The 19,947-nt window shown below is 72.7% G+C and carries 16 protein-coding genes; 7 read left to right on the plus strand and 9 right to left on the minus strand.

Translation table 11 applies throughout. The features are described from left to right. Positions 1 to 24 precede the first annotated feature (24 nt). From ACFVN3_RS17030 to ACFVN3_RS17045, 4 genes are all read right to left on the minus strand, one after another. Positions 25 to 1,887 (minus strand): ABC transporter family substrate-binding protein, encoded by a 1,863-nt coding sequence (locus tag ACFVN3_RS17030; protein WP_378234119.1) that lies wholly within the window; start codon positions 1,885 to 1,887, stop codon positions 25 to 27. A gap of 325 nt (positions 1,888 to 2,212) precedes the next feature. Beyond that, positions 2,213 to 3,298 carry a redox-regulated ATPase YchF gene (ychF, locus tag ACFVN3_RS17035; protein WP_047232774.1) on the minus strand — a complete coding sequence of 362 codons (1,086 nt, stop codon included), beginning with the start codon at positions 3,296 to 3,298 and terminating at the stop codon, positions 2,213 to 2,215. Positions 3,299 to 3,349: 51 nt separating this feature from the next. Then, complete coding sequence (locus ACFVN3_RS17040) at positions 3,350 to 4,936, minus strand: hypothetical protein (RefSeq protein ID WP_378234120.1); 1,587 nt, start codon at positions 4,934 to 4,936, stop codon at positions 3,350 to 3,352. Next, on the minus strand, positions 4,918 to 5,802 hold the full coding sequence (locus tag ACFVN3_RS17045) for an ABC transporter ATP-binding protein (protein WP_378234121.1): 885 nt from the start codon (positions 5,800 to 5,802) through the stop codon (positions 4,918 to 4,920). Before ACFVN3_RS17045 ends, ACFVN3_RS17040 begins: the two co-directional genes overlap by 19 nt. Before the next feature lie 119 nt (positions 5,803 to 5,921). Here ACFVN3_RS17045 and rmuC point away from each other — a divergent pair, with 119 nt between their 5' ends. Continuing rightward, a complete protein-coding gene (gene rmuC, locus ACFVN3_RS17050; RefSeq protein WP_378234122.1) occupies positions 5,922 to 7,430 on the plus strand; it encodes a DNA recombination protein RmuC in 1,509 nt (502 codons plus the stop codon). A 45-nt stretch (positions 7,431 to 7,475) separates the two neighbouring features. Here rmuC and ACFVN3_RS17055 read toward each other — a convergent pair whose 3' ends face one another. Further along, positions 7,476 to 8,495, minus strand: a complete 1,020-nt coding sequence (locus ACFVN3_RS17055) for a 4-hydroxy-3-methylbut-2-enyl diphosphate reductase (RefSeq protein ID WP_378234146.1) — start codon at positions 8,493 to 8,495, stop codon at positions 7,476 to 7,478. 300 nt (positions 8,496 to 8,795) lie between these two features. Between ACFVN3_RS17055 and ACFVN3_RS17060 the strand changes: the two genes are divergently transcribed. The 4 genes from ACFVN3_RS17060 to ACFVN3_RS17075 all read left to right on the plus strand — a co-directional run bounded on the left by ACFVN3_RS17060 (position 8,796) and on the right by ACFVN3_RS17075 (position 12,996). After that, positions 8,796 to 10,247, plus strand: coding sequence for a polysaccharide deacetylase family protein (locus tag ACFVN3_RS17060; protein WP_378234123.1), 1,452 nt, complete (start codon positions 8,796 to 8,798; stop codon positions 10,245 to 10,247). An 82-nt stretch (positions 10,248 to 10,329) separates the two neighbouring features. Next, positions 10,330 to 11,673, plus strand: coding sequence for an exodeoxyribonuclease VII large subunit (gene xseA, locus ACFVN3_RS17065; RefSeq protein ID WP_378234124.1), 1,344 nt, complete (start codon positions 10,330 to 10,332; stop codon positions 11,671 to 11,673). Positions 11,674 to 11,734: 61 nt separating this feature from the next. Next, entirely contained in the window at positions 11,735 to 12,034 is a 300-nt protein-coding gene (locus tag ACFVN3_RS17070) for an exodeoxyribonuclease VII small subunit (RefSeq protein WP_378234125.1), read from the plus strand. After that, positions 12,031 to 12,996, plus strand: a complete 966-nt coding sequence (locus ACFVN3_RS17075) for a carbohydrate kinase (protein ID WP_378234126.1) — start codon at positions 12,031 to 12,033, stop codon at positions 12,994 to 12,996. Before ACFVN3_RS17070 ends, ACFVN3_RS17075 begins: the two co-directional genes overlap by 4 nt. Before the next feature lie 57 nt (positions 12,997 to 13,053). Here the strand turns inward: ACFVN3_RS17075 and ACFVN3_RS17080 are convergent, their stop codons facing one another. The 4 genes from ACFVN3_RS17080 to ACFVN3_RS17095 all read right to left on the minus strand — a co-directional run bounded on the left by ACFVN3_RS17080 (position 13,054) and on the right by ACFVN3_RS17095 (position 17,597). After that, complete coding sequence (locus ACFVN3_RS17080) at positions 13,054 to 14,307, minus strand: ABC transporter ATP-binding protein (protein WP_378234127.1); 1,254 nt, start codon at positions 14,305 to 14,307, stop codon at positions 13,054 to 13,056. Between the two features lie 103 nt (positions 14,308 to 14,410). Further along, a complete protein-coding gene (locus ACFVN3_RS17085; protein ID WP_378234128.1) occupies positions 14,411 to 15,262 on the minus strand; it encodes a carbohydrate ABC transporter permease in 852 nt (283 codons plus the stop codon). After that, on the minus strand, positions 15,262 to 16,308 hold the full coding sequence (locus tag ACFVN3_RS17090; protein ID WP_378234129.1) for a carbohydrate ABC transporter permease: 1,047 nt from the start codon (positions 16,306 to 16,308) through the stop codon (positions 15,262 to 15,264). The genes ACFVN3_RS17085 and ACFVN3_RS17090 overlap by 1 nt, the downstream gene beginning before the upstream one ends. Further along, complete coding sequence (locus ACFVN3_RS17095) at positions 16,305 to 17,597, minus strand: extracellular solute-binding protein (RefSeq protein WP_378234130.1); 1,293 nt, start codon at positions 17,595 to 17,597, stop codon at positions 16,305 to 16,307. Before ACFVN3_RS17095 ends, ACFVN3_RS17090 begins: the two co-directional genes overlap by 4 nt. Positions 17,598 to 17,725: 128 nt before the next feature. Between ACFVN3_RS17095 and ACFVN3_RS17100 the strand changes: the two genes are divergently transcribed. Continuing rightward, positions 17,726 to 18,403: a carbonic anhydrase gene (locus ACFVN3_RS17100; protein ID WP_378234131.1), complete on the plus strand. Its 678-nt coding sequence runs from the start codon at positions 17,726 to 17,728 to the stop codon at positions 18,401 to 18,403. Positions 18,404 to 18,500: 97 nt separating this feature from the next. Continuing rightward, positions 18,501 to 19,946 carry a class II fumarate hydratase gene (locus tag ACFVN3_RS17105; RefSeq protein ID WP_378234133.1) on the plus strand — a complete coding sequence of 482 codons (1,446 nt, stop codon included), beginning with the start codon at positions 18,501 to 18,503 and terminating at the stop codon, positions 19,944 to 19,946. Position 19,947 lies beyond the last annotated feature (1 nt).

Genomic DNA, 19,947 nt, shown 5'->3' on the forward strand with positions numbered 1-19,947 from the left:
GGCCAGGTCAGACGGTCAGGCCTCTCAGCCCTCGAACGTCCAGTTCCAGAACCCGTGGAAGATCGTCGGGCTGATCGTGATCGACTCGACGCCCTTCAGGTTCTCGTTCCAGCCCTGGATGGCGGGGAACTGGAAGATCGTCACGCCGAAGCCGTCCGCCCAGAGGTTCTTCTCGACCTCAAGCTGGAGCTGGAACTGCTCCTCGGGGTCGGTCGAGACCTGGAGCTTGTCGAGCGCGGCGTCCACGGCCGGGTTGTTGTAGAGGCCGTAGTTGTTGACACCACGATTCGGCGCCCAGCGGAAGTTCGCGTCCGACTCGGTGACGGCCGTCGAGGTCGACTGCCAGCCGAACAGCGACGCGTCGTACTCGGTCTGACCGGTCGCGAGCAGGGTGCCCCACTCGGCGGCCGGACGGCCGGTGTCCTCGATCACGAAGCCGGCCTGCGAGGCGGTGTCCGTGATGAGCGCGAGCTCGTTCACGCGACGCGTGTTCTCGTTGTTGTACGCGAAGCGCACCTTGACGCCCGGCGCGACGCCCGCGTCGGCGAGGAGCTGCTTCGCCTTCTCGATGTTCTCGGCCGCCTTCGAAGCGTCGTAGAACTCCGAGCCGTTCTCCGCGACCATCTGGTCGTAGTTCGGCGAGCCCGGGATGAGGATGTTCGAGTTGCGCACCTCGGCGTCCGGGTTGAGCGGCTTGATGAGGTTGTCGACGATCGTCTGGCGCGGGATCGTCAGGAGGAACGCCTGGCGCACGGCCTTGGCCTTCTCGGCGTCGCCACCGTACGTCGCCGGGTCGAAGGGCCCGCCGTTCTCGAAGACCAGGTCGACGTGCTCGTACGTGCCCTCGATGCCGGAGTGGGTCTCGACGCCGTCGAGCGCCTCGAGCGCGGTACGGACGTCCGCGGACGCCTGCGGGCCGATGAGGTCGACCTCACCGTTCTCGAGCGCCTGGACCTGGGCCATCGGGTCGTCGATGTAGCGGACCGTGATGGTGTCGACCTGGCCCTTGTTGGTGCCCTTGTAGTCAGGGTTCGCCTTGAGCGTGAGGTACTGGTTCTCCTCGTACGCGTCGAGCGTGTACGCGCCGTTGGAGACGTAGAGCGCCGGGTCGTCGGGGAGGGTCGTGAACTCGAAGCCGGAGTTCCAGAACTTTGCGATCTTGGAGAGCGCGGCGGAGTCGTTGTTCGCGATCGCGTCACGGACGGCGGCCTTCGCCTCCTCCGGGTCCTCGATCTCGAGCGCCTTCTGGCCGACGACGTGCGCCGGGACGAACTCGTTCGTCCAGCTCAGCTCCCAGTCACCGAACGGCTTGTCGTAGACCACGGTGATGGACTTGTTGTCGTCCGAGATCTCCGGCGTCTGCGAGATGAGCGCGATGCCCGGGTCCGAACCGTCGAAGTAGACGCCGGCGTCCAGCGCCTCCTGGTTCGTGATGTTGCCCTCTTCGTCGGTCTCGGCCTCGACGTTGTTGAACTTGCCCGACTGGCCGGCCCAGTCCAGCAGGATCTCCGTCGCGTCGACCGGGGTGCCGTCCGACCACTTGGTGTCGTCGCCGAACGTGTACTTCACCGTCAGCGGGTCGTCCGAGAGCTTCTCGTACGTGCCGAACGACTCGTCCTTGACGATGTTCAGGTCGGCGTCGTAGTAGCTGAAGCCCGAGTTGAGCATGTAGTTGATGACGGCGTTCTGGGTCGCGTTGCCGTTCGACGAGCTGAGGTTCAGCTCGTTCAGCGGGGCCTCCCACGCGACGGTGACCGCGGACTCGGTGTTGATGCCCGCGTCCTCGCCGTCGGTCTCGCCGTCACCCGACGTGCCGCTGCACGCCGAGAACAGCAGTGCCCCGGTGACCGTCACCGCGAGGGCGGCACTCGTGCGCCTGATCTTCAATGTTCCTCCTCCAAGGGATGGTGAGCGCGTCCGAGAGAGCGTCGTTAGCCCTCCGGCCGCCCCGTCGCCCGCGCGTCCGGTTGGTGTCGGCGCGCGTGGACGGGTATGCCCACCACGGTTTGAGGCAACGCTACCCAGCAAGTTGCGTGGCTTCTCCCCCTTGCCCGGTTGCTGCGGTCGATCGTTACCGAGTTGATACTGGCCGGTACGGGTGCGTTTCCACCCTGCGACGGCCGCGAAACACGCGCGAAACGCCGCCGCCCGGACACGCCGACGCCCGCCGCGTCTCACGATGCGGCGGGCGCCTGAGCCGGTGACCTGCGTCTCAGACGTTGAAGCGGAACTCCACGACGTCGCCGTCGGCCATGACGTAGTCCTTGCCCTCGACGCGCGCCTTGCCCGCGGCGCGCGCGGCGGCGACGGACCCCGTCGCGACGAGGTCCTCGAAGGAGACGACCTCGGCCTTGATGAAGCCGCGCTCGAAGTCGGTGTGGATGACCCCCGCGGCCTGCGGCGCGGTCCAGCCCTTGCGGATGGTCCAGGCGCGCGCCTCCTTGGGGCCCGCGGTGAGGTAGGTCTGGAGCCCGAGGGTGTCGAACCCGACGCGCGCGAGCTGGTCCAGCCCAGCCTCGTCCTGCCCCGACTCGGCGAGCATCTCCTTCGCCTCGTCCGGCTCGAGCTCGACGAGCTCGGACTCGAACTTCGCGTCGAGGAAGATCGCCTGGGCCGGCGCGACGAGCGCGCGCAGGCGGTCCTGCAGGTCGTCGTCCACGAGGCCGGCGTCGTCGGTGTTGAAGACGTAGATGAAGGGCTTGGCCGTGAGGAGCTGGAGGCTCGCGACGTCGGCGAGGTCGAGCCCGGCGGCGGCCGCGCCCTGGAAGAGCGTCGTCCCGGCCTCGAGGATCGCCTGCGCCTTCTGGGCGGCGTCGAGGAGGGCGGCGTCGCCCTTCTTGATCTTCACCTCCTTCTCGAGGCGAGGAACCGTCTTCTCGAGAGTCTGGAGGTCGGCGAGGATCAGCTCGGTGCTGATGGTCTCGATGTCGCCCTCGGCGTCCGTCGAACCCTCGACGCGGACGACGTCCGGGTCGGCGAACGCGCGGGTCACCTGGCAGATCGCGTCGGCCTCGCGGATGTTCGCGAGGAACTTGTTGCCGAGCCCCTCCCCCTCGCTGGCGCCCTTGACGATCCCGGCGATGTCGACGAACGACACGGTCGCGGGCAGGATGCGCTGGCTGCCGAAGATCTCGGCGAGCTTGTCGAGCCGCGGGTCGGGGAGCGAGACGACGCCGACGTTCGGGTCGATCGTCGCGAACGGGTAGTTCGCCGCGAGGACCTGGTTGCGCGTCAGGGCGTTGAACAGGGTGGACTTGCCGACGTTGGGCAGGCCGACGATGCCGATAGTGAGTGCCACGTCGGCCGAGTCTACGGGCCGGGGCCGCGGTGCGCGGACCCGGCCCGGAGGTCAGGCCGAGGCCATCACCTTCTGGAGCAGCTCGGGCGCGCGCCGGTCGTACGCGCGGGCGCCCCAGCGGACGCCCAGGAGCAGGACGACGACCCCGAGGCCGACACCCACGACGAGCGTGACCCAGCCCACGACCGGCAGGTCGGCCAGGATCGCGACGAGCCCGGGTACGAGGAACGGGAGCGACAGCGCGAGGACGAGCAGCATCGCGACCGACTGCGCGACGAGCGTCGCCATCGCGGCGCCCTGCGGCTGCTTGAACGGGCTGTCGCCGGGCTTGGGCACCGGGTACAGCAGCCGCGCCGAGGTCGCGCTCGAGACGCCGGTCGCGACCAGGAGGGTGCCGACCGTCAGGCCGAGCAGGGCCGGCAGCGCGTCCCAGCGCCCCGCCACGGCGACGGAGACCACCGCGAACACGAGCGACACGGCACCCCCGGCGACCAGCACCGGGAGGGCCCGGCCCCATCGGTCCGCGCGGCCGGACACTCCCGTCGACACGTGCAGCGCGAACGCCGTGTGGTCGTACGCGATGTCGGCCGAGATCGAGAAGCCGAGGATCCAGGCGGTGAACGGCGCCAGGGCAAGGAAGATCTCGGATCCTGCACCGCCGCCCACCACGAGCAGCACGACCGGGATGAGCGGGACGACGGCGATCGACCCCGAGTAGCGCGGGTCGCGGAGCCAGTAGGTCGCGGTGCGCGCCGCGACCGCCCCGGTCGGCGTCGCGGGGAACCGGGAGAAGAAGCCCAGCCCCTTGGCCCGGCCCCCGGAGCCCGCCGCGGGCGGTGTCACGAGCGCGCGGGCGAGCGCCTTGTCCCACACGACCCAGGCGAGCGCGAGGGTGGCCAGCGCGACGACGAACCGCGCGAGCGCGAGGCCCCACGCGCCGTCGTGCACCGCGGCGCCCAGGCCCCACGGGGCACCGAAGGGGGTCCAGGCCGCGATCTCCGCGAGACGCGACACCATGCCCCGCACCGCGTCGCCGTCGACGGGGCCACCGCCGAGCTGCGAGCCGACCCAGGCGAAGGCCGGGCCGACGAGGACGAGCGGCACGAACGCGGCGATCGTCACGACCTCGCGGTAGCGGCGCGACTCGAGCAGCGGGGCGAGGGCCGTCGTCGTCGCCCGCGAGCCGACGACGCACAGCGCCACCGCGAGGACCGCACCCACGAGGGCGGCGAGCACCGCGAGAGGTGTACGCCACCAGGCGAAGGAGACGCCGAGCGCGGCGAGGGCCGTGACGATCCCGGGGATCGACACGACTCCCGCGACGGCGAGTCCGGCCAGCAGCCGGCGCTGCGGGATCCCGAACAGGACGAACCGCTGCGGGTCCAGTGTCGCGTCGACGCCGAACGCGAAGAGCGGGATCACCCACCACCCGAGGACGGCGAGCGCCCCGACGAGGATCATGATCGACCCCGCTAGCGCGGGGTCGTCCGTACCGAGGACGATCATCCCGACGACGAGCATGCCGACGACGAAGAGCCCGTAGAGCGCCCCGACGAGGAACCCGATGGTCTGCCACACGCTCCGCCGGAACGTGTTGCCCATGAGGGTGAGCTTGAGCCTTACGAACTGCGCAACCACGCCAGGCCCTCCGTGCTCTGCCGGCCGCCGACGAGGTCGACGAACCGGTCCTCCAGGCTCTGGTCGCCGCGCACCGCGTCGACCGTGCCCGCCGCGAGCACGTGCCCGCCCGCGACGACGGCGACGTGGTCGCACATGCGCTGCACCAGGTCCATGACGTGCGACGACACGACGACCGTCCCGCCGCTCGCCACGTAGCCCGCGAGGATGTCGCGGATGTTGGCGGCCGAGACCGGGTCGACGGCCTCGAACGGCTCGTCGAGGACGAGCGTCCGCGGCGCGTGGATCAGCGCGGTCGCGAGCGCGATCTTCTTGGTCATGCCCGCCGAGTAGTCCACGACGAACGTCGTGGCGTCCTTCGCGAGGTCGAGCGCCGCGAGGAGCTCCGTCGTGCGCTCGGCCACGGTGTCCCGGTCCATGCCACGCAGCAGGCCCGCGTACGTGACGAGCTGCGCACCGGTGAGCCGGTCGAACAGCCGGACGCCGTCGGGCAGGACGCCGAGCTGCCGCTTCCCCGCGACGGGGTCGGCCCAGAGGTCGGTGCCGTGCACGTGCGCGGAGCCCGCGTCGGGGCGCAGCAGCCCGGTCGCCATGGACAGCGTCGTCGTCTTGCCCGCGCCGTTGGGCCCGACGAGCCCGTAGAAGGAGCCCGCGGGGACGTCCAGGTCGATGCCGGCGACCGCGATCTTCTCGCCGAACCGCTTCCACAGGCCGCGGAGCGAGAGCGCGGCCGCGGGGTCGGGCGGCGTCGGGAGGCCCGGCTGCGTGCCGGTGCCGGGCCCTGGTGCGGCGCCGTGCGCCGGGCCCGGCGCGGGGGCGGGCGCGTCGGCGGGCGCGACGGGTGGTACGGGGGTGGGATCGACCATGCGGCCAACGTAGCCGAGCCCTCCGACCTCGTGCCGTGCCTTTTGTCACGACCTGTCCGCCGGAGTGCGCGCGACGTGTCGGAGGCCGTCGTGTCGGTCCCCCGTGGGAGGGTGCCGCCATGGACACCTCGGGATGGTTGCTCTTCGCGGTCGGCCTCGTGCTGGGGCTCGTCGGCGGCGCCGCGCTCGTCCTCACCGTGCGGCGCGCGTCGCCCGACGCCGCCGCTGCGGAGGTCCGCCGGCTCACCCACCTCCTGGGGCAGGCGCAGCAGGAGGCCGCGCGCGGCGCGGGCCTGGCCGAGCGACTCCAGGCCGAGCGCGAGGGCTTCGCGCGCCAGCTCGGCGCGGCGCAGCGCAGCGCCGACGAGCGCCTCGACCTCGCGCGGGCGACCCACGAGCAGCAGCTCGCCGAGCTGCGGGCGGCGGCCGAGCGCCGCGTCGAGGAGGTCCAGGGCGACCACCGTCGCCTCGAGGGGCAGTTCGAGGCGCTCTCGCGCAAGGTGCTGGCCGCGGGCACGGAGCAGTTCCTCATCCAGGCGGAAGAGCGCCTGCGCCGCAGCCAGGAGCAGGGCGCGGCGGAGCTCGAGCGCCGCGAGGAGGCCGTGCGGCACCTCGTGGAACCGCTCGCGGGCGCGCTCGAGAAGGTGCGCACCGAGGTCGCCGAGGCTGAGCGCGCGCGGCTCGCGGCGCACGGCAGCCTCGCCGAGCAGGTGCGCGGGGTGCGCGACGCGTCGGAGCTGCTGCGGGTCGAGACGTCTCAGCTCGTCACCGCGCTGCGGTCGTCGCAGGTGCGCGGCGCGTGGGGCGAGCTCCAGCTCCGGCGCGTGGTCGAGGCGGCCGGCATGCTCCCCCACGTCGACTTCGTGGAGCAGGACCAGGTCGCCACGGACGACGGCGCGCTGCGCCCCGACATGGTGGTCCGCCTCGCCGGGGGCAAGCAGGTCGTCGTCGACGCCAAGGTCGCGTTCCTCGGCTACCTCGACGCGCAGGGCGCGACCGACCCCGCGGTGCGCGCCGACCGGCTCGCCGCCCACGCCCGCCACATGCGCAAGCACGTCGACGACCTCGGCGCCAAGCGCTACTGGGACCAGTTCGGCCCCGCGCCGGAGTTCGTCGTCATGTTCGTGCCCGCGGAGTCGTTCCTCTCGGCAGCCGTCGAGCAGGACCCGTCGCTCCTCGAGCACGCCGTCGCGAAGAACGTCGTCATCGCGACGCCCATGACGATGGTCGCGATGCTGCGGACCGTCGCGTACGCGTGGCGGCAGGACGCGCTCGCCACGAACGCGCAGCAGGTGCTCACGCTCGGCAAGGAGCTGCACGGCCGCCTCGCGGTCATGGGGTCGCACCTGGCCAAGCTCGGGCGGCAGCTCCAGAACGCCTCCGACGCCTACAACCGCACGGTCGGGTCGCTCGAGACCCGCGTGCTCGTCAGCGCCCGGAGGTTCGCCGACCTGCACGTGGTGGACGAGGAGCTCGCGACGCCCGCGACCGTGAACCCGCAGCTCAGCGCCATCAGCGCGCCCGAGCTCCTCGCCTCGGTCAACGAGTCCGTGGTCGCGATCGACGAGCGCCCCGAGGACCGTGAGGGATCCCGTCGGGAGCCGTCGGCCGGCGGGGCGAGCGCCTGACCACCCGCCCGGAGACGGCGGCTGCGGCCGACTCCGGCGCGACCGTCAGACGGGCTGGACGGAGAGCGTGGTGCGGCCACCGCGGGCCGGACGACCGCCGTCGGACCCGGACGCCTTGAGGTCCGTGCGCAGCTCGCGCGGCAGCGAGAACATGAGGTCCTCCGTCGCGGTCCGCACCTCCTCGACCTCGCCGAACCCGCGCTCGGCGAGGTAGGCGATCACGTCGTCCACGAGGATCTCGGGCACCGACGCGCCCGACGTCACCCCGACCGTCGTCGCGCCGTCGAGCCAGGCCGGGTCGATCTCCTTCGCCCGGTCGACGCGGTACGACGCCCCGGCACCCGCCTGGAGCGCGACCTCGACGAGGCGCACCGAGTTCGAGGAGTTCGCCGAGCCCACGACGATGACGACGTCCGCGTCGGGCGCTAGCTTCTTCACCGCGACCTGACGGTTCTGCGTCGCGTAGCAGATGTCGTCGCTCGGCGGGTCCTGCAGCGTCGGGAACTTCTCCCGCAGCCGGCGGACGGTCTCCATGGTCTCGTCGACGGAGAGCGTGGTCTGCGAGATCCACACGACCTTGTCGGGGTCGCGGACCACGACCTTGTCGACGTGGTCCGGCGAGTCGACGACCTGGACGTGGTCGGGCGCCTCGCCCGCCGTGCCCTCGACCTCCTCGTGCCCCGTGTGGCCGATGAGCAGGATGTCGTAGTCGTCCTTGGCGAAGCGCACGGCCTCCTTGTGCACCTTGGTGACGAGCGGGCACGTGGCGTCGATGGTGTCGAGGTTGCGCGCCGCCGCGGCGGCCTTGACCGCCGGTGAGACGCCGTGCGCCGAGAACACGACGCGGGCGCCCTCGGGCACCTCGTCGGTCTCGTCGACGAAGACCGCCCCGCGCTCGCTCAGCGTCTCGACGACGAACTTGTTGTGCACGATCTCCTTGCGCACGTACACCGGCGCGCCGTAGTGCTCGAGCGCCTTCTCGACCGCGACGACGGCCCGGTCCACACCGGCGCAGTAGCCACGCGGCGCGGCCAGCAGGACGCGCTTGCGGGGCGCGGCGTCCAGCGGTGCCGCCTCCGGCGGGACGGCGGGGCGGTCGGACGGGTGCGCGGACGAGCCGGCGGGGAGGTCGCTCACGCCACCGAGTCTAGGCGAGCGCCCGCGCGCCGACCCCGGTGAGGCCCGTCACCACGGGCCGCGCCCGTGCTCCTCCCGCCCTCCTCACAGCACCGACTCCGGTGCTCCACCGTCCCTCCGCGACTCGCTCGCAGGAGGGGCACGGGCGCCGGACCAGGAGACGGATCTCACCCCGGCGGGACGGCGCTCCGGGTCGCCGGACGTCCGACGTCCCCGGAGGATCGAGTGATGGCCGACGACCTCGACCCGACCGACCCGACGACCCCTGAAGCGTCCGGCCACCGCGTGTCCGGGGGACCCGTCGACCCCGACGAGCCGACACGACGACGGCGCCGCGTGTGGCCCTGGCTCGTCCCCGGGGTCGCCGTCGTGGTGGCGGGGGCGCTGGTCCTCGCGGCGTCGCTGGAGCACGACCGGTGGGTCGCTTCCGTCGAGCGGTACCACGCCGACGTCGCCCAGGCCGAGCACGACGCCGTGACCGCCCGTGCCGAGGCGGAGGCGGCCTACCTGCCCCGCCTCGCGACGCTCGCCGTGGCGGAGGTGATCGGCAGCGCCGTGCTGACGCAGAGCGAGGGCCAGGTCGAGGACCCCGCCGTGCGCGACCCGCTGGCGGCGGCGCTGCCGGAGGCCGCGACGCTCGTCGGGGCGCCCGTCGAGTACCCGGTCGAGGACCGCACGGTCGACGAGCTCACGCGTCCGAACCCGTTCTTCGCTCGTTCGTTGCCGGAGCGCCGGTTCGAGGTCGTCACGGGGTCCACGCCGCCGCCCGAGGCGCTCGACGCCGCGACCGCGGCGGTCTCCGCCGCGACCCAGGACGTCGCGACGGCGTGGCAGCGGTGGGCGTACGACGGGCTCGAGGGCGCCGTCGCGGAGGGGCGCCCGGTGCTCGCCGAGTCGGCAGGGCTCGTCTCGGACGAGGGCCACCGCACGGCGCTGGACGCCGCGCTCGCCGCCGCCGGCCCCACGCTCGACGCCGGCGCGGGCGGTGCCCCCGTCGCCGCGACCGTGGCGCAGCGGGACGCCGTGCTCGGCGCCACCGAGGCGGTGTGGACCGACCGGCTGGCGCTGACGCTCCAGCAGCGCCGCGAGCTGGGGCGGGCGCAGGGCGTGGACTGCACGGTCGACCGGTGCGTCGCTCTGACGTTCGACGACGGGCCCGGCGCGGACACCGAGCGCCTGCTGAAGACGCTCGCGGAGAAGCACGTCAGCGCGACGTTCTTCCTCGTCGGGACCAACGTCGAGAAGCGACCCGACGTGGTGCGGGACACCGCCGCCGCGGGCCACCTGCTCGCGAACCACACGTGGGACCACCCGCAGCTCACGACGCTCGACGACGACGAGGTGCGCGCCGAGCTCGAGCGCACCCAGGAGGCGATCACGAAGGCCTCCGGCGAGACGCCCACGTTCCTCCGTCCCCCGTACGGCGACGTCGACGACCGCGTGCGGTCGGTCGCGACGCGCACAGGGCTCCAGGTGATCCTCTGGAACCTGGACACGCTCGACTGGAAGACCAAGGACGCCGCGGAGACCCGGCGGCGCGCCGTCGAGGGCGCCCGGCCGGGCAGCGTCGTCCTCATGCACGACATCCACGCCACCACGGTCGACGCCGTGCCCGGCATCATCGACGACCTGCGCGCCCAGGGGTACCTGCTCGTGACGGTCGACCTGCTCGCCCCGTGAGCGGCCGCCCAGCCACGGTGACGTCCGCTCCGACCGGTGGGCACGCCGGGTGGGCGTGGGTGGGGTGCGGCAGGCTGGTCCCGTGACCGCCTCGCTCCCCCAGCCCGACGACGTCCCGCGGCCGGGCACGCCGTCGACGCGGTCGCCCCGGCCCGGGGACCGCGGCCCGTTGCCGGCGCGCGCGCTCGAGACGAGCGCGGACCACCCGTGGCCCGTGCGGCTCCTCGCCCGCAAGATCGAGCAGTACGTGGACCGGATGGCGCCCGTGTGGGTCGAGGGGCAGGTCGTCCAGCTCAACCGCCGCCCCGGCACGTCGACCGCCTTCCTCACGCTGCGCGACACGGACCTGGACATGTCTCTGCCCGTCTCCGCGGCCACGCGCGTGCTGGACGGCACGCCGCTCACGGAGGGCGCGCACGTCGTCGTGCACGCCAAGCCGGTCTTCTGGACGCGGCGCGGCACGCTCCAGCTCCAGGCGCGCGAGATCCGCCCGGTAGGCGTCGGCGACCTGCTCGCGCGCATCGAGCACCTCAAGCGCGTGCTCGCCGCCGAGGGGTTGTTCGACGCCGACCGCAAGCGGCCGCTGCCGTTCCTGCCGCAGGTCGTCGGGCTGGTGTGCGGCCGGGAGTCCAAGGCCGAGCACGACGTGGTGGTCAACGCGCGCCCCCGCTGGCCCCAGGTCCGGTTCGAGATCCGCGAGGTCGCGGTCCAGGGGGCGCACGCCGTCCAGCAGGTGGGCGACGCGATCCGCGCGCTGGACGCCGACCCGGACGTCGAGGTGATCGTCGTCGCGCGCGGCGGCGGGGCGGTGGAGGACCTGCTGCCCTTCTCGAACGAGGCCCTCGTCCGGGTGGCGGCGGCGTGCCGCACCCCGCTCGTGAGCGCGATCGGGCACGAGACGGACAGCCCGCTCCTCGACCTCGTGGCGGACTACCGCGCCTCGACCCCGACGGCCGCCGCGAAGCGCGTCGTCCCGGACGTCGCGGAGGAACGGGCCCGGGTGGCGCAGGGTCGTCACCGGCTGTGGACGGCGATCGCGGGGCGCGTGGCGCGGGAGCAGGCCCTGCTCGACGGCCTCCGGTCACGCCCGGTGCTGGCCGCGCCCCGCACGATGCTCGCCGACCACGCCGAGCGCGTCGCCGCGCTGCGCGACCGCGCGCGACGCGCTCTCGACACGCGGCTCGTGCGAGCCTCCGGCGAGGTGGGCCGATTGGAGGCCCAGGTCCGGGCCCTGTCCCCGGCGTCGACGCTCGACCGAGGGTACGCCGTCGTGCAGCGGGCGGACGGGCACGTGGTCCGCTCTCCCGACGACGTCGCGACGGGCGACGTGGTCCACGTGCGGCTCGCGCGCGGCGCGCTCGACGCGGCGGTGACCGCCACGCACGACGGCGAGCCCTCGACCGACGCCTCGCGGGGCGCGTCGTGAGGCGCGTCCCGCACCCCGCGGCGCCCGGTTCGCGGACGCCCGGTCCGACCATGACGCACAGATGGGGTTGAATACTGCCGTGACTTCCTTTGACAACGCTGTCACGACCGATGTCGCGACGCTCTCCTACGAACAGGCGCGCGACGAGCTCGTGCAGGTCGTCGCGCGGCTCGAGGCCGGCGGCGAGCCCCTCGAGGCGTCGCTCGCGCTCTGGGAGCGCGGCGAGGCGCTGGCCGCGCGCTGCCAGGAGTGGCTCGACGGGGCGCGGGCCCGGCTCGACGCCGCGCGCTCCCAAGACACGGGAGGTCCGCACGACACGTCCGACGAGACCCCCGACGACACCACCGGAGACGACCGATGAGCACCTCCCCCGCCACCCCCAGGACCGACGGCACCCCTCCGCACGGGCAGCACGTGCTCGTGGTCGGAGAGGCGCTGATCGACGTCGTGCACCGCGCCGACGGCAGCGTCGACGAGCACCCCGGCGGGAGCCTGGCCAACGTCGCCCTCACCCTCGGGCGGCTCGGCCGCGACGCGCGCCTGGCCACGTGGCTCGGCACGGACGAGCGCGGCGCCGCGATCCGGGCCTGGCTCGACGACTCCGCCGTGACCCTCGCCCCCGGCAGCACGGACGCCGACCGGACCAGCGTCGCCACCGCGAACCTCGACGCCGAGGGGGCCGCCACCTACGAGTTCGACCTCGAGTGGCACGTCCCCGCCGGCACCGCCCCCGACGCCGGTACCCTCGCCGTGCACACCGGCTCGATCGCCGCCGTCCTCGAGCCCGGCGCGTCCGCCGTCCGCGCACTGGTCGCCGCCGCGCGCGACACCGCCACGATCACCTACGACCCCAACGCCCGACCCGCCCTCATGGGCGACCCCGCCGACGCCCTCGCCCGGATCGAGGCGCTCGTCGCCCTCGCCGACGTCGTCAAGGTCAGCGACGAGGACGTCGCGTGGCTCGTGCCCGGCGAGGACCCGGTCACCGTCGCGCACCGGTGGCTCGCGCTCGGCCCCGCGCTCGTCGTCGTGACGTTCGGCGGCGAGGGTGCCGTCGCCGTCACCGCCTCGGGCGAGCAGCGAGTCGCCGCGCCGCGCGTGCGCGTCGTCGACACCGTCGGCGCGGGCGACTCCTTCATGGGCGCCCTCGTCGACGGCCTGTGGGGTGCCGACCTGCTCGGTGCGGACCGCCGCGAGGCGCTGCGCACGATCGACGCCCTCACGCTCACCGACCTGCTCGAGCGCTGCGCCGCCGTCGCCGCGGTCACCGTCTCCCGCGCGGGCGCCAACCCGCCGCGCCGGGCCGAGCTCGCGTCGGCCTGAGCAGGCGTCCGGGGACGCCGCGGCCGCCCGGGCAGACCACCCGGGCGGCGGCCGCCCTCAGACCTGGGCGTCCTGCTTCTGCGCACGCTCGAGCGACCGCTTGCGGTCCTCGGCGTTGTCCTCCTCGATCCGGTCGGCCTCGGCGTCGTCGCGCGTGAGGTTCTCGCTCGTCTCCGGGTCGAAGATCATCATCTTCGTCGGGTCGAACCACAGCTCGGTGGTGTCGCCGTCGCGGACCCGCGACGCGGAGTCGAGGGCGACGACGAACTGGGTGCGCAGGCCCTCGCCGTCGAGCTCGCGGTCGAGCTCCTCGAGCTGGCCCTTCACGGACTCGTGCATGTCGAACGGGACGTACGCGTAGAGCTCGGCCCCGAGCCACTCGGTGACGTCGATCTGGATCTCGAAGGTGTGGCCCCGGTCCTTCTTGGACGGGTCCACGAGCCGCGCGTCCTCGAAGTGCTCCGGCCGCAGCCCCACGATGACCAGCCCGCGGTCCCCCACGACCGACGCGACGTTCTCCGGCATGTCGAACTCGCCGAAGGGCAGCGTGATCCGCCCGCCCGACACCTCGCCCGGCAGGAAGTTCATGGGGGGCGTGCCGATGAACCCCGCGACGAACAGGTTGACCGGCTGCTCGTACAGCCCGCGCGGGCTCGCGACCTGCTGGAGGACCCCGCGACGCAGCACCGCGACGCGGTCGCCGAGCGTCATGGCCTCGGTCTGGTCGTGGGTGACGTAGACGGTCGTCGTGCCGAGGCGCCGCTGGAGGCGCGCGATCTCGGTGCGCGTCTGCCCGCGCAGCTTGGCGTCGAGGTTGGACAGCGGCTCGTCGAAGAGGAACGCCTTCGCGTCGCGCACGATCGCGCGCCCCATCGCGACGCGCTGGCGCTGGCCGCCGGACAGGTTCGCGGGCTTGCGGTCCAGGTGCTCGCGCAGGTCGAGCATGTCGGCCGCGCGCTCGACCTTCTCGCGGATCTCCGCCTCGCTGTGCTTGCCCTTGGCGAGGCGGAGCGGGAACGCGATGTTCTCCGCGACCGTGAGGTGCGGGTACAGCGCGTAGTTCTGGAACACCATCGCGAGGTCGCGCTCGCGCGGCGCCTTCTCGTTGACGCGCACGTCGTCGATGTCGAGCTCGCCGGACGTGATGTCCTCGAGCCCGACGATCATGCGCAGCACCGTCGACTTCCCCGAGCCGGACGGTCCGACGAGGATGACGAACTCGCCGTCGGCGATGTCGAGGTTCACGCGGTCCACCGCGAGGAACCCGTCGCCGTAGCGCTTGACGATGTCCTTGAGGGTGATCGACGCCATCAGCTCTCTCCTCGGGTTCGGCGTGCGGCACGGTGCCCGACGGCGCGGGCGGGGCGCGGCGGTGCCGCGGCAGGCTGCGGGGTGGGCGGGCGGGCGGTGGTGCTCATCCCTTCACCGCCCCCTGGGTCAGCCCGGACACGATCTGGCGCTGGAACAGGACGACCAGCACGACGACCGGGATCGTCACGACGACGGCCGCCGCGGAGATCGCGCCGGTCGGCTCCTCGAAGTACGACGCCCCGGTGAAGAACGCGAGCGCCGCCGGGACCGGGCGGGCCGCGCTCGTCGACGTGAGCGAGATGCCGTAGACGAAGTCGTTCCAGGCGATGAAGAACGCGATGAGCGCCGTGGTGAAGACGCCGGGTGCCGCGAGCGGGACGATCGCCTTGCGTAACGCCTGCCACGGCGTCGCGCCGTCGACCTGGGCCGCCTGCTCGAGCTCCCACGGGATCTGCCGGAAGAACGCGGCGAGCGTCCAGATGGAGATCGGGAGCGTGAGCGAGAGGTACGGGATGATGAGGCCGATCCACGTGTCGTACAGGCCGATGTTGCGCCACAGGTTGAACAGCGGCGTGACGATCGAGACGACCGGGAAGATCGAGACGCCGAGCGCCGTCGTGAGGATGAGGCGCTTGCCCGGGAAGTTCAGACGCGCGATCGCGTACGCGCACAGCGTCGCGAGCACGACGGCGATGACCGTCGCGATGAGCGAGATGCCGATGGAGTTGCGCAGCGCGGAGAGGAACAGCTCCTGCGCCGAACCGCCCGTGGCGAGGATCTGCTCGTAGTTGTCGGTGCTCCACTGCGGCGGCAGGAACGTGCCGGAGTTGATGTCGCTGGGACCCTTGAAGCTCGTCATGAAGATCGACACCACGGGGAACAACGACCCGACGAGGACGACGACCGTGATGACGGCCCACCAGATCTTGGCCCGGGTGCTGAGGACGCTGCCCATCACTTCTCCCCCCTCGCGCCGGCGAGATCCACCTTGAAGAGCTTGATCGCGATGAAGCAGATGAGCACGACGCACAGGAACAGCAGCACGGAGATCGCCGAGCCCATGCCGATCTGGAGCTGGCCGATCGAGGTGCGGTACGCGAGCAGCGAGAGCACCTCGGTGCCGTTGGCGCCGTTCGTCATGATGAAGACGTTGTCGAAGATGCGGAACGCGTCGAGCGCGCGGAACAGGACGGCGACCATGATCGCGGCCTTCATGTTCGGCACGATGACCCGCGTGAACCGCTGCCACGCGGTCGCGCCGTCGACCTTCGCGGCCTCCTCGAGGTCGCCCGGCACCTGCGCGAGGCCGGCGAGCAGGAGGAGGGAGATGAACGGCGTCGTCTTCCAGACCTCGGACGCGATGATGACGAACAGGCTCGTGCCCTGCTGCGCGAACCAGTTGAGGTCGGGGCCGATCCCGGGAACCCAGTCGAACCAGTGGTTGACGTACCCGGACGTGATGTCGAACGCGTAGAACCACGCGAACGCCGAGACGACGGTGATGATCCCGTACGGCACGAGGATCGCCGTGCGCAGGAGCCCGCGCAGGCGCTTGATCGCGCGGTGCATGACGAGCGCGAGCGCGAAGCCGAGGACGAGCTCGATGGCGACGGTGATGACGGTGATGAGCAGGGTGACCCAGAGGGCCTTCCACCACACCGGGTCCGTGAGGATCACGACGTAGTTGTTGAGCCCGACGAACGCGCGGTCGTCGGGGGCGGTGAGCTTGTAGTTGAAGAGCGAGTCGTAGACCGCCTGGAGGATCGGGTACAGCGTCACGGCGAGCATGACGACGAACGCCGGCCCGGCGAGGTACCACCCGAGGCGCGCCTCGGCGCGGGCCCGGTCGCTGCGCGCAGCCTTCGCGGCGGCGTCGGGCGCGCCGCGCGAGTCCGTCCGCGCGGCCGAGCCGCGGCGGGTCGGGGCGTCCTCGGTGGCGGTCGAGGGTGTGGAGGCGTGCCGGCCGCGGGGTGCGGGCTCGGCGGGAGGTCCGGCGTTCACAGGAGTCGCTCCCCTCGCAGGACGGCGGTGATGAACTCGGTGGACTCCTGCGGCGTCGTGTCGGGGTCGACGTCGGCCGGCGGGTACCACGTCTGCTGGAGGCCCGTGGAGACCTCGTTGTAGAACGGCGTCTGCGGTCGCGGTGCGGCCTGGTCGAGCGAGTCGCGGATGACGTCGTACATGGGGAACGCCTCCTGCACGTCCGGGTCGTCATAGGCCTTGATGCTCGCCGCCGGGTTCCCGTTCGTCACGAAGTACTCGGCCTGGTTCTCCGGGCTGACGATGCACTGCGCCGCCTCGTACGCGAGGTCGGTGTGCTTGCCGAACGCCCCGATGCCGAGCGAGATGCCGCCATAGGGCGGGCGGGCGTCCTCGCCCTCGGTGGTCTGCGGGTAGAGGGCCCAGCCGATGTCGTCGAGCAGCGACTGGTCGAGCGACCCCGCGTCGACCGCGCCCTGGGTGGAGGACCAGACGAACGGCCAGTTGACCATGAAGGACCCGCGGTCGCCCTGGAACTTCGTGAGCGACGCCGGCTCGTCCTCGCTCGGCAGCCCGGGGCCGCCGACGCCGGACCTGCCGATCTCGCCGATGATGGTCGCGGCCGCCTTGCCTGCGTCGGTGTCGAGGCCGAGCTGCACCTCGTCCGCCGGCGCCTCCGGGTTCTCGAGGATGTGCCCGCCCGCGCCCTCGACGAGCGCGTTGATCCAGACCGTCAGCGACTCGGCCTTGGCGCCCTGGACCGCGAGGAGCTTGTCCTGGTCCTGCGCGGCCTGCATGATCTGGTCCCACGTGACGGGCTGCGACATGTCGAGCCCCGCGGCCTCGGCGACCGACTTGCGGTACCAGAGGAGCTGGGTGTTGGCCCAGAACGGGATGGCGACCAGCTCGTCCTTCCACGTCGACGCGTCGATCGCGCCCTGCACGACGTCCTGCGTCGTCGCGTCGGCGACGTCGTCGGGGACGGGAGCCAGGAAGTCGGCCTCCGCGAACTCGGCGATGAACACCGGGTCGAGGCTCATGATGTCGATCGACGAGTCCTTCGCCGCGAGGCGGCGGGCGAGCTGCTCGCGCTGCGAGGCGGCGTCGCGCGGCAGGAGCTCGGTCTGGATCCGGTACGCGCCCCCGGCGGCCTCCGTGCAGGAGGCGGCGATGTCGGCCTGGCCGCCGTTGTCCGGGTTGATGTACCACGTGAGCACCGGCGTCCCGTCGTCGCCCGGGCCGCACGCGGCGAGCGGTGCCACGAGCCCCACGGCGACCAGGACGGCGAGCGCTCGGGTGCGTCGACGCACGTCAGCTCCCCTCGGTCGCGGCTTCCCCGTCTCCGGGGTGTCACCCTTCATGGATACCGCCCCCCGGCCCGGCCCGCCATGCGAACGGGCACCTCGGGCACGCCGCGACCTGCGCGATGATGGGAGCCATGACCTCTCCCGCCCCCGCACAGCCGGTCCGTTCGCTCACCCCCGCAGAGGCGTGGGCGACGCTGCGAGCCGGCAACGACCGTTTCGTCGCCGACGCCCCGATCCACCCGTCTCAGGGCGCGGACCGACGGCGGGAGACCTCTGCCGCACAGCACCCCCACACCGTGCTGTTCGGGTGCTCCGACTCGCGCGTCGCGGCGGAGATCATCTTCGACCAAGGCCTCGGCGACATGTTCGTCGTGCGCACCGCGGGGCACGTCGTGGACACGACCGTGCTCGGGTCGATCGAGTACGGCGTGGAGATCCTGTCCGCGCCGCTCGTCGTGGTGCTCGGGCACGACTCGTGCGGCGCCGTGGGCGCCGCGGTGGAGACGCTCACGACCGGCGCCCAGGCGGACGGTTTCGTCCGGGCCGTCGTCGACCGGGTCATCCCGTCGATCGCGAAGATCACGGGCGCCGGGAACGGCTCGCTCGAGAACCTCGACCCCGCCGTGCTGCGCCGCGAGCACGTGCGCAACACGGTGGACATGCTCCACTCGTACTCCGCCGGCCTCGCGGCCGCGGTCGCGGAGGGGCGCTGCGCGATCGTCGGCGTCGAGTACGACTTCGCCGAGGGCCGCGCCCACCTGGTCGACGTCGTGGGCGACGTCGGCGAGGCGCCCCTCGCCGACGCCTGAGGCTGCGAGGCGGCGCGGGATCGGCCCGCCCCGCGCCCCGCGTGACCTCGGTCACGCGGGTTGCGGGTGCCCGCGGGCGGTGCGGCAGGATGGCCCCATGACTGCATCTCCCGAGGCCTCCGGCGCCGCCGCCGGCGAGGCCGCACCGACGACCGAGTACCGCATCGAGCACGACACCATGGGCGAGGTGCGCGTCCCCGCGCAGGCTCTCTACCGTGCGCAGACGCAGCGCGCCGTGGAGAACTTCCCGATCTCCGGCACCCCGCTCGAGCGCGGCCACATCGAGGCCCTCGCGCGCGTGAAGAAGGCCGCGGCCCGGGCGAACGCCGAGCTCGGCGTGCTCGACGAGGACGTCGCCGCCGCCATCGTCGCCGCCGCCGACGAGGTCGCCTCGGGCGCGCACGACGCGCACTTCCCGGTGGACGTCTACCAGACCGGGTCCGGGACGTCGTCGAACATGAACACCAACGAGGTCCTCGCGACGCTCGCCACGCGCTCGCTCGGGCGCGACGTGCACCCGAACGACCACGTCAACGCCTCGCAGTCGTCCAACGACGTGTTCCCCACGTCGGTGCACGTCGCGGCGACCGCCGGGGTCGTGCGCGACCTCGTGCCCGCGCTCGGCCACCTGGCCGAGGCGCTCGAGGCGAAGTCGGCGGAGTTCGCGACCGTCGTGAAGTCGGGCCGCACCCACCTCATGGACGCCACGCCCGTGACGCTCGGCCAGGAGTTCGGCGGCTACGCTGCGGCGATCCGCTACGGCGTCGAGCGACTCGAGGCGGCGCTCCCGCGCGCGGCCGAGGTCCCCCTCGGCGGCACCGCCGTCGGCACGGGCATCAACACGCCCGCCGGGTTCCCGCAGCGCGTCATCGCGCTGCTCGTCGAGGACACCGGCCTGCCGCTCACCGAGGCGCGCGACCACTTCGAGGCGCAGTCGTCGCGCGACGGCCTCGTCGAGCTGTCCGGCGCGCTGCGCACCATCGCGGTGTCGCTCACCAAGATCTGCAACGACCTGCGCTGGATGGGGTCCGGCCCCAACACCGGCCTCGGCGAGATCTTCATCCCCGACCTGCAGCCGGGCAGCTCGATCATGCCGGGCAAGGTGAACCCGGTGGTCCCGGAGGCCGTGCTCATGGTCGCCGCGCGCGTGATCGGCAACGACGCGACCGTGGCGTGGGCCGGCGCGTCCGGCTCGTTCGAGCTCAACGTCCAGATCCCCGTCATCGCGCAGGGCGTGCTCGAGTCGATCCGCCTCCTCGCGAACGCGTCCCGCGTGCTCGCCGACAAGACCGTCGCCGGGATCACCGCGAACGTCGAGCGGGCGCTCGCGCTCGCCGAGTCCTCGCCGTCGATCGTCACGCCGCTCAACCGCGTGATCGGCTACGAGGCGGCGGCGAAGGTCGCGAAGCACTCCGTCAAGGAGGGCCTCACCGTCCGCCAGGCCGTGATCGACCTCGGATTCGTCGAGCGCGGCGAGGTCTCCGAGGCGCAGCTCGACGAGGCGCTCGACGTGCTGTCGATGACGCGTCCGCCGCAGGCCTGAG

Origin of the sequence: Cellulosimicrobium sp. NPDC057862, from assembly GCF_042797035.1 — a bacterium.
GTDB lineage: Bacteria > Actinomycetota > Actinomycetes > Actinomycetales > Cellulomonadaceae > Cellulosimicrobium.